General features: G+C 68.9%; 13 protein-coding genes. 2 read left to right on the plus strand and 11 right to left on the minus strand.

Features of this window, described 5'->3' with window-relative positions:
- The first annotated feature begins 150 nt into the window (after positions 1 to 150).
- The gene (locus MFF24_RS22400; RefSeq protein ID WP_238227913.1) at positions 151 to 1,848 is read left to right on the plus strand and encodes a methyl-accepting chemotaxis protein; all 1,698 of its coding nucleotides are present in this window, start codon (positions 151 to 153) and stop codon (positions 1,846 to 1,848) included.
- 375 nt (positions 1,849 to 2,223) lie between these two features.
- On the opposite strand, the gene MFF24_RS22405 is transcribed toward MFF24_RS22400, so the two are convergent.
- The 11 genes from MFF24_RS22405 to MFF24_RS22455 form a co-directional block, all read right to left on the minus strand.
- A complete protein-coding gene (locus MFF24_RS22405; RefSeq protein ID WP_012452597.1) occupies positions 2,224 to 2,490 on the minus strand; it encodes a flagellar biosynthetic protein FliQ in 267 nt (88 codons plus the stop codon).
- Between the two features lie 11 nt (positions 2,491 to 2,501).
- Positions 2,502 to 2,909, minus strand: a complete 408-nt coding sequence (gene flgD, locus MFF24_RS22410) for a flagellar hook assembly protein FlgD (RefSeq protein WP_238227914.1) — start codon at positions 2,907 to 2,909, stop codon at positions 2,502 to 2,504.
- A 3-nt stretch (positions 2,910 to 2,912) separates the two neighbouring features.
- Complete coding sequence (gene flbT, locus MFF24_RS22415) at positions 2,913 to 3,440, minus strand: flagellar biosynthesis repressor FlbT (RefSeq protein WP_238227916.1); 528 nt, start codon at positions 3,438 to 3,440, stop codon at positions 2,913 to 2,915.
- Positions 3,441 to 3,450: 10 nt separating this feature from the next.
- Entirely contained in the window at positions 3,451 to 3,798 is a 348-nt protein-coding gene (gene flaF / locus MFF24_RS22420; RefSeq protein WP_108938735.1) for a flagellar biosynthesis regulator FlaF, read from the minus strand.
- Between the two features lie 43 nt (positions 3,799 to 3,841).
- Complete coding sequence (locus MFF24_RS22425; protein WP_238227918.1) at positions 3,842 to 4,894, minus strand: flagellar hook-associated family protein; 1,053 nt, start codon at positions 4,892 to 4,894, stop codon at positions 3,842 to 3,844.
- Between the two features lie 7 nt (positions 4,895 to 4,901).
- Entirely contained in the window at positions 4,902 to 6,371 is a 1,470-nt protein-coding gene (gene flgK / locus MFF24_RS22430; RefSeq protein WP_238227920.1) for a flagellar hook-associated protein FlgK, read from the minus strand.
- A 78-nt stretch (positions 6,372 to 6,449) separates the two neighbouring features.
- On the minus strand, positions 6,450 to 7,661 hold the full coding sequence (locus MFF24_RS22435) for a flagellar hook protein FlgE (RefSeq protein WP_238227922.1): 1,212 nt from the start codon (positions 7,659 to 7,661) through the stop codon (positions 6,450 to 6,452).
- 82 nt (positions 7,662 to 7,743) lie between these two features.
- Positions 7,744 to 9,072, minus strand: a complete 1,329-nt coding sequence (fliI, locus tag MFF24_RS22440) for a flagellar protein export ATPase FliI (protein ID WP_238227924.1) — start codon at positions 9,070 to 9,072, stop codon at positions 7,744 to 7,746.
- 7 nt (positions 9,073 to 9,079) lie between these two features.
- Entirely contained in the window at positions 9,080 to 9,808 is a 729-nt protein-coding gene (gene flgF, locus MFF24_RS22445; protein ID WP_238227926.1) for a flagellar basal-body rod protein FlgF, read from the minus strand.
- A gap of 4 nt (positions 9,809 to 9,812) precedes the next feature.
- Positions 9,813 to 11,069: a DUF1217 domain-containing protein gene (locus MFF24_RS22450; protein ID WP_238227929.1), complete on the minus strand. Its 1,257-nt coding sequence runs from the start codon at positions 11,067 to 11,069 to the stop codon at positions 9,813 to 9,815.
- A 145-nt stretch (positions 11,070 to 11,214) separates the two neighbouring features.
- On the minus strand, positions 11,215 to 11,775 hold the full coding sequence (locus tag MFF24_RS22455) for a hypothetical protein (protein WP_238227931.1): 561 nt from the start codon (positions 11,773 to 11,775) through the stop codon (positions 11,215 to 11,217).
- Positions 11,776 to 11,993: 218 nt separating this feature from the next.
- On the opposite strand from MFF24_RS22455, the gene MFF24_RS22460 reads away from it, so the two are divergent.
- On the plus strand, positions 11,994 to 12,296 hold the full coding sequence (locus tag MFF24_RS22460; RefSeq protein ID WP_108938717.1) for a PilZ domain-containing protein: 303 nt from the start codon (positions 11,994 to 11,996) through the stop codon (positions 12,294 to 12,296).
- Positions 12,297 to 12,481: the final 185 nt, after the last annotated feature.

Here is a 12,481-nt window from a genome sequence, read left to right on the forward strand (position 1 = left end):
GCCGGTCGCTCAAAGCGGCGTTATAGATCCGGTCGATTATCGATCATATGTGAAGAAAATCATGAGAGTTTTATCAATTGATAATCAGCACTCACTAGTTCTGCTTCGACGAAGGTCCATTCCTCGGTCCTCGGAGTGTCGGAGCGGCAAATGCGCCTACTCAACAATTTGAATTTGGTCATAAAGTCGTTCTTGCCGATTTTGATCATCGTGGCTCTATCGAGTGGATCAATTTTTTATGCCTGCACGATTATATTAGACAATACTGTTCAGATGAGGCAAATTGTTGATGTTCAAGCCAAAAGGCTTGAGAATGTTCTTTCGGTGAAAAACGATGTCGCTGAAGTTGCCATTCTGACCCGCAACGCGATCATTGAAAATCGCCAGAAACAATTGGACGAATACAAGAAGCGATACGACAATGCGGTCAATTCGACCTTCAAGAATATTGATCAGTTGGACGCTTTGGCCGATACCGCAGAGCGCCGCAAGGCCAATGACGAGATGCGGAAAACGGCTGCGGACCTGTTTTCCGTCAATGATCGCGTCCTTCAATTCGCACTTAGGAACGACAACGAAGCCGCCGGAAAGCTTCTGCTGACGGAAGCGGCCGTCTTCCGTGCCAAGCTGCGCGATGCCGTGCAGACGCGGGTCGATCGTTTGGGTGAGGAGCTTGCCGAGGCTCGGGACAGAGCGGATCAAGCCGCGAGCCGGTCGATCACCAATCTCGCCATCGCGTCCGTGCTGGGTATTCTCGCAGCGCTCGGGCTTGCCACGGCCATCACCGTGCTCGGCATCACCCGGCCGCTGGCGAGTCTCGTCGCTGTGCTCCGGCGCATGGCGGACGGGGATGTCGATGCGACGATCCGCGAGGCCGCGCGCGGCGACGAAATCGGTGCGGTCGGCCGCGCTGTCGATGGCATCAAGGCCATGGTTGCGCAGAAGGCGGCGGAGCAGGCCGAGATGCGGCGCATCGCCGACGAGGCTGCCGCCGCCGAGCGCCGCCGCACGATGATCCAACTCGCCGACGGCTTCGAGCGGGCGGTCGGCGGCATCGTCGGTCGGGTGTCCTCCTCGGCCACCGAGCTTCAGGCCACGGCCCAGCAGATGTCCATGACCGCCAATCAAACGGCGAACCAGTCGAGCACCGTCGCTGCGGCGGCGGAGGAGGCGGCGAGCAATGTCGGCACCGTGGCGGCCGCGGCGGAAGAACTCGGGGCATCCGTCCAGGAGATCGGACGGCAGGTTCAGGGTTCCTCCGGGCTCGCGCAAAACGCCGTCGCGGAGGCGGATCAGACCGGTCAGCTCGTGCGCGAATTGAGCCGCACCTCGGCCCGCATCGGCGACATGGTGAGCATGATCTCCAACATCGCCTCGCACACGAACCTGCTTGCCCTCAACGCCACGATCGAGGCCGCGCGCGCGGGCGAAGCCGGACGCGGTTTCGCGGTCGTCGCGACGGAGGTGAAGGAACTCGCCAGCCAGACCGCCCGCGCCACGGAGGAGATCGGCGGTCAGATCAGCGAGATCCAAAGCGTCACCGAACGCGCGGTCTCGGCCATTGGTTCGATCACCGGACGAATCGGGGAGATCAACACCGTCGCCGCGACCATCGCGGCCGCGGTCGAGCAGCAGGGCGCGGCCACGCAGGAGATCGTGCGCAACGTCTCCCAGGCCTCGATCGGGACGACCGAGGTGACGCGCAACGTCACGGGACTGGCGCAGGCCTCGGACGAGGCCGGCGCAGCGGCGAGCGAAGTGCTGGCGGCAGCGACCGAGCTGTCGCGCGAATCGGAGCATCTCACCAGCGAGGTCGACCGCTTCCTGGCCACCATCCGCGCGGCCTGATCCCGGCCCCACGAGGCGTATCCGATGGTCCGCGGGCGCGGAACGGCGATGCCGTCCCGCGCCCGAACAACCTGGCCGTCAGAGTGCAATCGCTGACAGCCGCCTGTTCACTGTTAACCGATGCATGGCAGGCCACCGCATCGCGTGCTGCCAACAGGCAACGCCGATGCTAAGATCCGATCGCTACAGCTTTTGTCCTTCCCCAGGTCGAGGCTCTCGCGAGGGACCGGGCGGTCAAGTCTCGACAGCTCCATCCGCCCGGTCCCGCCCTTTTTCCCCCGATGACGGCCGGGCGCCGTCTCGCCGGCGGTTCGCACGATCTTCGCTGGCACGACCAGCGCCCTCGGACGAGAGCCGGTTCCGATTGGACGGAGTTCAGAAGCCCGTCGCGATCCGCCCGTAGGTCATCTCGGCGAATGCGTAGATCTGCGAGCCGACGAAGGTCCCGGTCACGAGCATGACCAGCAGGATCGCGACGATCTTCGGCACGAAGGTGAGGGTGACCTCTTGGACCTGCGTCAGCGCCTGCAGCAGGGCGACCGCGATGCCGACCAGCATCGCCGCGCCGACGGAGGGCCCGGCGGCGACGAGCACCGTCCAGATCGCGGAGCGGACGAGTTCGAGGGCGTCGACCTCGTTCATGGAATGCGTGACTAGCTGATGGAGATACCGGAGGCGAGCAGCATCTCGCGCCCGTCGGTGAGCTTGGCCATCAGGCCATCGCCGGTGACCCGCACCGACTGCACCGTGCCGGTCGTCAGGCCGTCCGCCGAGGTGAGCGTCCGCCCGATGATCGCGTCGGCTTGGTTCAGGAAGCTCGAGGTGAGCAGCGAATCGAGCTTCTGATTGGTCTTGGTGGCCTGCTCGACCTGCGAGAACGAGGCGAGCTGACCGACATATTCCGTCGAGTCCATCGGCTTCGTCGGGTCCTGGTTCTGAAGCTGCGCCATCAGCAGCTTCAGGAAGGTGTCGGCGTTCATCTTGGAAGCCACCGAGGTGGCCGCCTTCGCCGCGGCGGCCGTCGTGGCGCCGCTCGTCGTGCCGGTGTTGGTGACGTCCACGGTTCAGGCCTTGTCGGAGGAGGGCGCCGGCCGGGCGCGCGTCGTAGGCCGGCGGCGGGGGCCGGACCGGTTGGGCGGAACGAGGGCGGCGGGTGGCACCTCGGGGAGAGGCCGGCCCGCGCCGAGCAGGTCGGCCTCCGCTGAATAGAGCCCTCGGATGAGCTTCAGCGCCTCGAAGGCGCGACCGGCCTCGACGAGGGCGTGCGCCGCCGCCAGCCCGTCGCGGATCGCCGGTTCGGTCGTGGCCGCGAGGATACCCTCCTCGATCCGGGCATAGAGCGCGCGGGCCGGACCAGCCTGGGCCGGCGCGATCAGCACGGTCTGCGCCGCGAAGTAGAGCTGGCGCAGGGGCGTCGTCGCTTCCTCCGCCTGGAGGACATGGCCCTCCAGCAGGAAGGTCGCGTCGTTCATCAGTTCGAGCGCGACCTTGCGGTCGACGCGCACCACCGCGCCGTTGATGTAGACGCGCTCGCCCGCTTTCAGGCTCAGGTGCATGGTACGGGCGGCGGCCCGGCCGGTCTCGCGCGTCATGGCCCGTTCCTCACTGCAATCCGTCGCGGATCGAGGTGTTGACCTCGATCAGGGCCGCGAGGCTGCGCTCCGGCGTGCTGAGCACTTCCCCGGCCTCGCGCATGTTCCACAAGCCGATGGCAACGAGATCGGCGCGAAGGGCCTCGGGCAAGGCGTTCTCGGCGTCGAGCAGGTCGGCAATCAGCACGTTCCAGAGATCCTGGATCGATCCGACCGCGGCTGTCCGCTCCGGACCGGCGGCGCCGCGCGCCTCGGCCGAGCGCAGCAGGCCGAGCGCCCGGTCGAACGCCGCGCGCTCGCGCTCGCGGCCGAGATCGGGCGCGTCTTCCATGATCTCGGCATAGGATAGACGGTACATCGGGGCCTACGCTCCGTACTCGGTTCTTCAGAAAGGCGGTCGTTCAGGAGATGAAGTTGATCAGGCTGAGGCTGCGCAACTGCGCAGTCAGCCCGTAAGACATCTGCATCTGGGTCGTGATGGCATCGACCCGGGATTTGGCCTCCGCCGGATCGACGCTCTCCAGATCCCGGATCTGTCCGGTCAGAAGGGCGGTCTGCTTGGCCATGCGGGCATTCGCGTCCCCGATCTGGCTCTGCGCGCGTCCGAGATCGGCTCGCATCGTCGTCAGGCTCCGGGTGGCTTGGCCCAGCAGGTCCATGACCTTGCTCGTCGCCGCCTGCTGCGTGTCCGCCCGAAGATCGGACAGGCCAAGCCCGGCGGCGATGACGTAGGCCATGCCGAGCTGGCGGAACGGCTCGGCATTCGCGCTCACCGAGGTGGTGACGGTCTCGGTGAGCGAGATCTTGCTGTCGATCGTCCGGTTCGAGGCCGCCGACCACGTCCCGCTCCAGTTCGCCTGGGTGAACGTGTCGGCGAGCAGACCGTCGATGAAGCCCTCGATCTGGGTCGGCGTGATAGCGGAGGCCGCCGGGCTGCCCGGCGCGAAGGTGAAGAAGGCGGTGAAGGCCGCGTCCACCGCCTGCTTCGCGGCCGAGGGCGGGCTACCCTCGTAGGGGGTCAGTGGGGCGGTGCCGCTGTTCGTGCCGCCGAACACGAACTGACCGCCCGCGCTGGTGTTGAGCGCGCCCGCCAGGGCGGCGAGGCGGCTGCGGCCGGATTCGCCGGCGGTCTTCGCGCGCTGGTCGGCGGGCAGCGCCAAGAGTTCGTTGAGCGTCGCCTCGGCCGCGGTTTGAATTTCCTTGAGCGCGCTCTGCGAGGCTTCGAGCCGGGACGAGGCCGCCGCGTTGCTCTGCGTCAACGCCGCGAGCACGGCGCTCTGTCCGCGCAGGCCGAAGGCCCCGGCGACGCCGCCGCCCAGCGTCGCCCCGATATCGGCGAAGCGGCCGGTGGCGATCTCCTTGGTCGCGGTCGCGAGTTCGGACTGGAGACGCGACACGCCGGTGCGCGGCGCGTTCCAGAGGTTGAGGCTCGAGATGAAGCCGATCGTCATCATCGCCGTATCACCGCACCGCGTCGAGGAGGGTCTTGAGGAGGTCGTTGACGACCGTGATGAGCTTGGCCGAGGCGCTGTAGGAGCGCTCCAGTTGCAGCGCGAGCGCGGTCTCGTCGTCGCCGTTCACGCCCGCTGCATTCGAGAGCGCCTCGTTGGCGCGGGCCAGCAGGGTCTTCTGATAGGAGGCGGCGGTCGCGGCGTCCTTGCGCTGCGCTTCGAGCCACCCCGCGGAGGAAGCGGCGAGTTCGGGCAGGCTGGAGGTCGTGCCGAGACCGAGCGCCGGATCGACGGGTCGCGATGCGGCGAGCGCCTCGACGAGATTGCGCAGGCGGCCGGCATAGGCCGCATCCCCGCCCGCTGCGGGGTCGGCATAGTCGCTCCCGTTCATGCCGCCGCTGCGCAGCAGAGTCGGGTCGCCGTTCCGGGCGGGATCCACCGCCGCGTTGATCGCGATCGTCGAGGCGAGGCCGATGCGACCGGCGGCGGTGGACGTGGGCAGGGCGGCGCTGCCGCCCGCGGTGAACAGCCCGGCCCGCGGGCCGCCGTCCGGCGCCACGGAGTCGCTCTCGGCGAAGGTGCCGATCAGGGCGCCGGCCAGCGCGTCGAGCTGCGCTTCGTAGCCCAGCGCCGCCCCGTCGCGGAGGCTCGCGAGCCCGGCGATCCGCCCGGACGTGAGCGGCATCGGCGAGCCGGCTCCGGTCACCGGCACGCCGTCGATGGTCACGGTGCCGCCGACGGTGCCGGCGGCGAAGGTGGAGGTGGGGGAGAACGCGACCGCGCGGGGGCCGCGCTCGAACAGGGTGACGCCGCCGTCGGTGTAGAGCGCCATGTCGCCGCCCTCGCGGTTCACGGCGGTGACGCCGATCTCCTGCGAGAGCGCGGTGAGGATGCGGTCGCGGTCGTCGAGCGCGTCGGTGGCGTCACCCCCCAGGGCGGTCAGCTTGACGACGGCGCGGTTCGCGGTGTCGAACCGCCCGAGAAGGTCGTTGATGCGGGTCACCGAATTGGCGATGCCGGCATCGGCCTCCGCCCGCACGGCGTGGACCGTGTCGGCCGCCGCATTGAGGCCGCCGGCCAGCGCCTTGGCCGCCTCGACGGCGTCGCGGGCGAGCTGCGTGTTGTCGGGTTGGTTGGCGGCGGCCTGAAGAGCGGCCTGGAGGGCCGAGAGCCGCGCGGCCGGTGCGGTCGGGTCGTCCGTGTCGCCGATGGTCTGGGCGAGCTTCGTCAGGCCGGTCAGCAGCGCGTCGCCGCGGGCGGCGTCGGAGGAGGCGGTGAGGGTGCGGGCATAGAGCGCCGGATCACCGGCGCGGGTGATCGTGACGGTGGCCCCGCCCGCGCTGCCGGCGACCAGTGTCGCGATCTTGCGCGAATAGCCGGGATCGTTCGCGCCCGCGACGTTGCGCGCGGACACCGCGATCTGGTTCGAATTCGCGAGCAGCGAGGCGCGCGCGGTGTTGAGCGCGAGGGTGAGACCCATCGGTCGGTTCCTGGGACGCGGTACGAGACGGGGGCGCCGGTGTCGGGCCGGCCCCCCCGGAAGGCGGTGACGTTCCCGTCAGCGCTTCAGGTTCATCAGGGTTTCGAGCAACTCGTTACCGGTCATGAACACCTTGGAGTTGGCGGTGTAGACCGTCTGCGACTCGATCATCGTGGTCAGCTCGGTGCTGACGTCGACGTTGGATTGTTCGAGCGCCCCGGCCTTCATGATGCCGCGCCCGCCCTGGCCAGCGAAGCCGATCTGGATGTCGCCGGATTCCGCGCTCGTGGTGAAGACGTTGCCGGCCCGCGGCGTCAGGTTGTCGGGGCTCGCCACGTCCGCAAGCGGCACCTTGAAGGCGGCCTTGCGGGTGCCGTCGGAATAGACCGCGTAGACGGTGCCGTCCTCGCCGAAGGCCGTGCCGCTCACGGCGGTCGGCGACGAGCCGTCGGCGGTGCCGGACAGGTTGTGATCGCCGGAGAGCTGCGTGAGGCCGCTCAGATTGACGGTGACGCTGCGCCCGTTCGGCACGGTCACGAGGGTCGATCCGCCACCGTTGACCTTGCCGTTGCCGTCGAAGGTCACCGTGGTGGATCCAACCGGGGGTGTCGGTGCCGCGGGGTTGATGAAGCTCACCGCCCAGGTGTTGGCGGTGGTCTTGGTCATCTGGACGTCGAGCGTCACCGGCTGACCGACATTGTCGTAGACCTTGAGCGAGTTCTTCTTCGAGTAGCCGAGGGCCCCGGTCGCGGTTGGATCGTAGACGGGGGTCTCGAAGGAGAGATTGCCGCTGATCGTGGCACTGGTGGAGGGACGCGCCTCCTGGCCCATCACGCTGACATTGACCGGCTTGAGGTCGGCCACGCCGTTCAGAACCGGGTTCGGCGTTCCGTTGGCGAGGCTGTAGCCCATCAGGGTGAAACCGCCGGCGTTGACGAGATTGCCGGTCTTGCCGTCGACCACGAAGTTGCCGGCCCGGGTCATGAAGGGCGCGCCGCCGGCATCGCTCACCACGAAGAAGCCGTTACCCTGGATCGCCAGATCCTTGTCGGAATTGGTCGAGGCGATGGGTCCGCCCTCGCTCACCGCGCGGCGCAGCGTGGTCTCGACCGCACCCGAGTTGTAGTTGCCGACATCACCGGAATCGAGCAGCAGCGACGAGAACTCGGCCGAGGTGCGCTTGTAACCGGTGGTGCTGGCGTTCTGGATGTTCTCGGCCACCGTCGAGATGCGGTTGGACTGAGCGTTCATCCCGGAGACGCCGGTGCGGAGCACGCCGATGAGACTCATGCGGACACCTCGTTGACTTTCGAATTCTGGCGCAATGGACACGGTGTCGCTTGCGCGGGGCTGAAGGTTTTGCGGGGCTTGCTCATCCCCGCAGGGAATGGGCGAGTTCGAGGAAGGCGTCACGGCTCGGCGGCTGGCCCGGCTCCTGGCGCAAGGCCTCGTAGATCCGCGGCACGAGGCTCACGGCCTGATCGAGATCGGGGTCGCTGCCGGCGCGATAGCCGCCCATCAGACGCAGGTCCCGCGTCTCCTCGAAGCGGGACATCATGCTTTTCAGCTTGCGCACCAACTCGCGCTGATCCCCGGTCCAGACCTCGCCCGAGAGGCGCGAGATCGAGCCGAGCAGGTCGATCGCCGGATAGCGGCCCTGCTCGGCGATGGCGCGGTCGAGCACCACATGGCCGTCGAGGGTGCCGCGGATCGAGTCGGCGACCGGATCGTTGTGGTCGTCGCCATCGACCAGCACCGAGAAGATGCCGGTGATGGTGCCGGTGCCCTCCGCGCCGGGGCCGGCGCGTTCAAGCAGGCGCGGCAGATCCGAGAACACGCTCGGCGGGTAGCCGCGGGCCACCGCGGGCTCCCCGGCGGCGAGCGCCACGTCGCGTGCGGCGTGGGCGTAGCGGGTCACGGAATCGACGATGAGCAGCACCGACTCGCCGCGATCGCGAAACGATTCGGCGACCGCCAGCGCCACCTTCGGCGCTTGCCGGCGCATCATCGGGCTCTCGTCGCCGGTCGAGACGACGATGACGGCGCGGTCTCGGGAAGCCGCGATCGGCCCTTCGAGGAATTCGCGGACCTCGCGTCCACGCTCGCCCACCAGCGCCACGACCACGCTGTCGAAGCCTTGCGCACCCGCCAGCATCGCCAGCAGCGTCGACTTGCCGACGCCGGAGCCCGCGAAGATGCCGATGCGCTGCCCGGCGCAGAGCGGCGTGAACAGGTCGATCGCCCGCACACCTGTCGGCAGCGGCGTCTTCACCCGCGCGCGGGTCATCGCGGCGGGCGGGTCGGCATCGAGCGGAACGCTATCCGGCCCTTCCGCCAGGGGGCCGAGTCCATCGACCGGGCGGCCGAGCGCGTCGATCACGCGGCCCTTCCAGCGCGAATCCGGACGCAGCTGCGCCGGGCCGATGCGGTGGGCGAGGCTGCCGATGCCGGCCTCGATCCGGCTCTCGAACGGCTTCACCGTCGCGCCGGCCGCATCGATGCGCACGACTTCCCCAATCTGCACCCGGCCATCCGCGGAGAATCCGATGCGGTCGCCGAGCCGCACGAAGGCGGACACGCCCGCGACCCGCGCGGCACTGGCGGTCACCTCGCGCACGGGGCCGGCGACGCGCACCAGCGGCAGGTTGCGGCGCCCGGCCTCCATCGCCTGTTCCAGGCGCTCGATGGCGTTGAGGGTCATGGCCCGGCTAGCCCTGCGGACCCAGCGTCTTGACAGCGCTGGTCAGCGTGTTGTCGGCCTCCGAGGTCATCGTCGCCGCGCTCTCGAAGGCGCGCTGGATCGCGATGAGCTTGGTCATCTCCAGGATCGGATTGACGTTGGCGCCCTCGACGTAACCCTGCACGAGGCCGACCCGTGTGAAGTCCTGCACCGGCCGGCCGGGTAGGCTGGCGGCGACCGAATTCTGGCCCGAGCGCGTCAACCCCGCCTTCGGGTCGATGGTGAACAGGCCGAGGGCTCCGACCTGATTGAGGCCCTGGTGGATGCTGCCGTCGCGGCCGATCTTCGGCGGTCCGCCCTGAGGATCGAGCAGCAGGGGGCCGCCGCCCGGGTCGACCACGGGCAGGCCGCTCACCGTGCGCAACTGTCCGTTAGCGTCCATCGTCAGGCGGCCGTCGCGGGTGTAGAGCGTCTCGCCCTTAGGCCCCTTGACCCCGAGCCACGCATCGCCCTGGACGGCGACGTCGAGGGCGGAATCGGTCTTGGTCGTCTGGCCGGCGGCCCGCGAGATCGTGTCCTTGCCGGGGCCGACGAAGGCGACCTCACCCCGGTTCGAGCGGGCGAGCAGTTCCGAGAAGGTCACCTCCTCGGCCCGGAAGCCGACGGTGGCCATGTTGGCGACGTTGTTGGCGGTGGTCGTCAGGCGCTTCTCGAGGGCGATCTGGCTCGAAAGGGCGACGTAGAGGCTGCTCTGCATGGCCTCAGCCTCCGATCCGCGCCGCTTGCCGATTCATCAGCATCTCGGCGTCGATGCCGCCCGAGCCGGTGAACAGGGCCAGCACGGGCGCGCTGGCGGTGTTGTTCTGCGCGTCCCAGATCGCCGCGAAGCGCCGCACGAAGGCGTCGAGCTTGGCCGGATCCTTCAGGCTCGCGACGTCGATCTTCTTGGCGATCAGATCGGCGCGCCGGGCCAGCGCCTCGCTGGTCGCGGCCCCGCTCGTCGCCGGCAGGCCGATCACCGTGTTGGCGACCTGGCTCAGCGCGGCGTCGCCGAGGATGTCGTAGGCGCTGGTCAGCGTCGGCGCCTTGCGGGCGAAGTAGAGGGCGAGGCGCACGCCCGTGTCGGCGTCGCCCGCCTCGCTCTCCAGCGACTGGCGCAGATAGGCCTGCGTCACGGTCTGGGCCAGCGCGTCCGGTCCGAGATCCGTGCCGAAGCCGACATCCGTGGCAAGCTTGTCCGCGGCCGAGAGCGGCGCGTTGCGAATCGTCAGGCTGCGGTTCGTCCCGCCTGCGTTCACCAGCGTGTCGGCGTCGAGGCCCGTGCCGCCCGCGCGCCCGTCGGCGCCGAAATCGGTCAGGGCGGTGGTCTGGAAGAACAGGCTGCCATCGGCGGCGAGACCCGCCTGGACCTTGCCCTTGAGGGCAGAGGCATCGATCTGCGCTGCCACCGCGGCGGCGATCTCGGCGGGCGTCACCTTCGACAGGTCCGCTACCTGCCCGGCCAACGTCTTCGCATTGAGCCGGACCGTCACCGATTGCGTCGTCGTAGCGTCGATCCGCGATTCCACGAGGAAGCTCGACTCGGCGCGGCCGCTGAAATCGTAGGTGTCAGCCAGGCGCTTCGGCGCGCTGAGCGAGGCGGCGACGGCCGGCAGGCCGAAGCGCGCGGGATCGGTGCCCTTGACTGTCACGCCCTGGCCGAAGCTGAACGCCTTGGCGAAGGCGGTGTAGCGGTCGTCCGCCAGCCGGTTGGCGAAGCTCGCCGAACTGGCCGCTCCTTCCTCCAGAACCTTCCGCATGAACGCCTTGGCGTAGGTCATCTCCTCCAGGCCGTAGGCCTTCATGGCGTAGGTGTAGAGGCGCTGGTCGCCGAGGAAGTCATCGACCGTCTTCACCCGGCCGATATTGGCCTCGTAATAGGCGGTCTCTCGCGCCACGCTCGGCTCGGCCGCCTTCCGCTTGAGAGAGGCAGTGAGGTCCTTGGCGATCAGGCGGTAGCTGGTGAGGGTGTCGGTCACGGGCGGGCGCCTGAGCGGGAGCGCGGGAGGACAGCAGCCATCGGTTCGGCAGCGAGGGCAGGATCCGACGCAGCCTCTAGGTCGGTACGCTTGCTCCAGGCTTGCCCGCCGAAGCAGGGCCGCCCGGTCGGGATGCGAAGCCGGGTCACGAAGCGGGCCCAATGATCGTCTCGGTCGTGATCACGACCCAGCCGGCGCCGGTCCGGCGGATCGACAGGACGCGGCCCGCGCCGGGCAGGGTGCTGCCGAGCGAGACCGTGAGCCGTCCCTCGCGGCTCTCCAAAGTGGCGACGCCGTCACTGACGCCGCGCAGGGTGTAAGTGCCCGCGGAGAAGGCGGGTGGCGGCACCGACGGTTGCGCCGGGCCCTGTGGGCCTGCAGCCGCCGGGCGGTCGGGCAGCGAGCCGGTGGTGACGGGATCGAAGTCGGGGTCGGCGAGACGGCCCTGCGCCACGGTCTTCTTCCAGGCGAACGGCGCCATGCCGGCCGGAAGCACGGCCTGCACGTCGTAGCCGTGGGTGCCGGTCGAGATGGCGTAGCCGGCAAACCCGCTCGCTGTCAGGGCGAGCAGGACAAGGCCGGCCAGCACGGTGCGCTCGCCCGCCGCTTCCCGGGAGCGGCGAGCGACCACGCTTCCCGCCAGCGGTCGAGACGGAAGGCGTGACGCGCTGTCGGATGAGGAGCGCCGGGTGGGATCGGGCGTCATGCGGATCTCGGTGGACCGGTCCCGGAGCGCCACGCACGAAAGGTATTCGTGTCGCGCTCACGGGGGTGAAAACGTTAAGGTTCACGATCCGTGTACTGTTATACTTGACGCCCGGTTAACGACGCCGCGCGAAGGGGGCGTAGCGTCTCATCGCGTCTGATCGACAGCGCTTCGAACCGTTGTTAAGCCGAGGGCCGAGTGAGCCGCCGGAGGCGAGCATGGCCGATGCGCGAGAAGCTGTTTTGCCGAATCCGGCCGCGCCGGTCGCGCGAGCGGGCCGGCGGCACCGCGTCGTCCAGCAAGGACGCATCGTCCTCGGGCCCGAGCGTCTGGTCGCCTGCACGGTGCGCGATCTCTCGCCCCGGGGCGCCAAGATCCGGATCTCGCCCGAACAGGCCCTACCGGAGACCTTTCCCCTCGTGATCGCCGCGCACGACCTGCGCACAGTGACCGCCCGGCTGTGCTGGCGGCGCGGCGACTTCATCGGCGTCGCCTTCGAGGGCGAGCCGGTCCAGCCGTAGCTGGCCCGACGGCGGCCGCTTGTCCACAAGCCCGCCTCGGCCCTGTGGAGGGCCTCGGCTGGGTGATCGGCCCTCAGGCGGTGGTCCAAGTTCTAAGTTAGTGCAGGGTCGGCCTTTGCTCCACGGGTCGCTTGGCCGGCGGAGCCGACCGGGTGAGCGCAGCCGGCCAAGCGGTGAAGGCCGGC

Source organism: Methylorubrum aminovorans, from assembly GCF_022179725.1.
Taxonomy (GTDB): domain Bacteria; phylum Pseudomonadota; class Alphaproteobacteria; order Rhizobiales; family Beijerinckiaceae; genus Methylobacterium; species Methylobacterium aminovorans.

Excerpts from the sequence above, each read along its gene's own strand:
- MFF24_RS22400 (WP_238227913.1), top strand. The coding sequence starts at position 151 with ATGCGCCTACTCAACAATTTGAATTTGGTCATAAAGTCGTTCTTGCCG.
- MFF24_RS22455 (WP_238227931.1), bottom strand. The coding sequence starts at position 11,775 with ATGACGCCCGATCCCACCCGGCGCTCCTCATCCGACAGCGCGTCACGC.
- flaF (WP_108938735.1), bottom strand. The coding sequence starts at position 3,798 with ATGTACCGTCTATCCTATGCCGAGATCATGGAAGACGCGCCCGATCTC.
- fliI (WP_238227924.1), bottom strand. The coding sequence starts at position 9,072 with ATGACCCTCAACGCCATCGAGCGCCTGGAACAGGCGATGGAGGCCGGG.
- MFF24_RS22435 (WP_238227922.1), bottom strand. The coding sequence starts at position 7,661 with ATGAGTCTCATCGGCGTGCTCCGCACCGGCGTCTCCGGGATGAACGCT.
- MFF24_RS22405 (WP_012452597.1), bottom strand. The coding sequence starts at position 2,490 with ATGAACGAGGTCGACGCCCTCGAACTCGTCCGCTCCGCGATCTGGACG.
- MFF24_RS22460 (WP_108938717.1), top strand. The coding sequence starts at position 11,994 with ATGGCCGATGCGCGAGAAGCTGTTTTGCCGAATCCGGCCGCGCCGGTC.
- flbT (WP_238227916.1), bottom strand. The coding sequence starts at position 3,440 with ATGACGCGCGAGACCGGCCGGGCCGCCGCCCGTACCATGCACCTGAGC.
- flgK (WP_238227920.1), bottom strand. The coding sequence starts at position 6,371 with ATGGGTCTCACCCTCGCGCTCAACACCGCGCGCGCCTCGCTGCTCGCG.
- MFF24_RS22425 (WP_238227918.1), bottom strand. The coding sequence starts at position 4,894 with ATGATGACGATCGGCTTCATCTCGAGCCTCAACCTCTGGAACGCGCCG.
- flgF (WP_238227926.1), bottom strand. The coding sequence starts at position 9,808 with ATGCAGAGCAGCCTCTACGTCGCCCTTTCGAGCCAGATCGCCCTCGAG.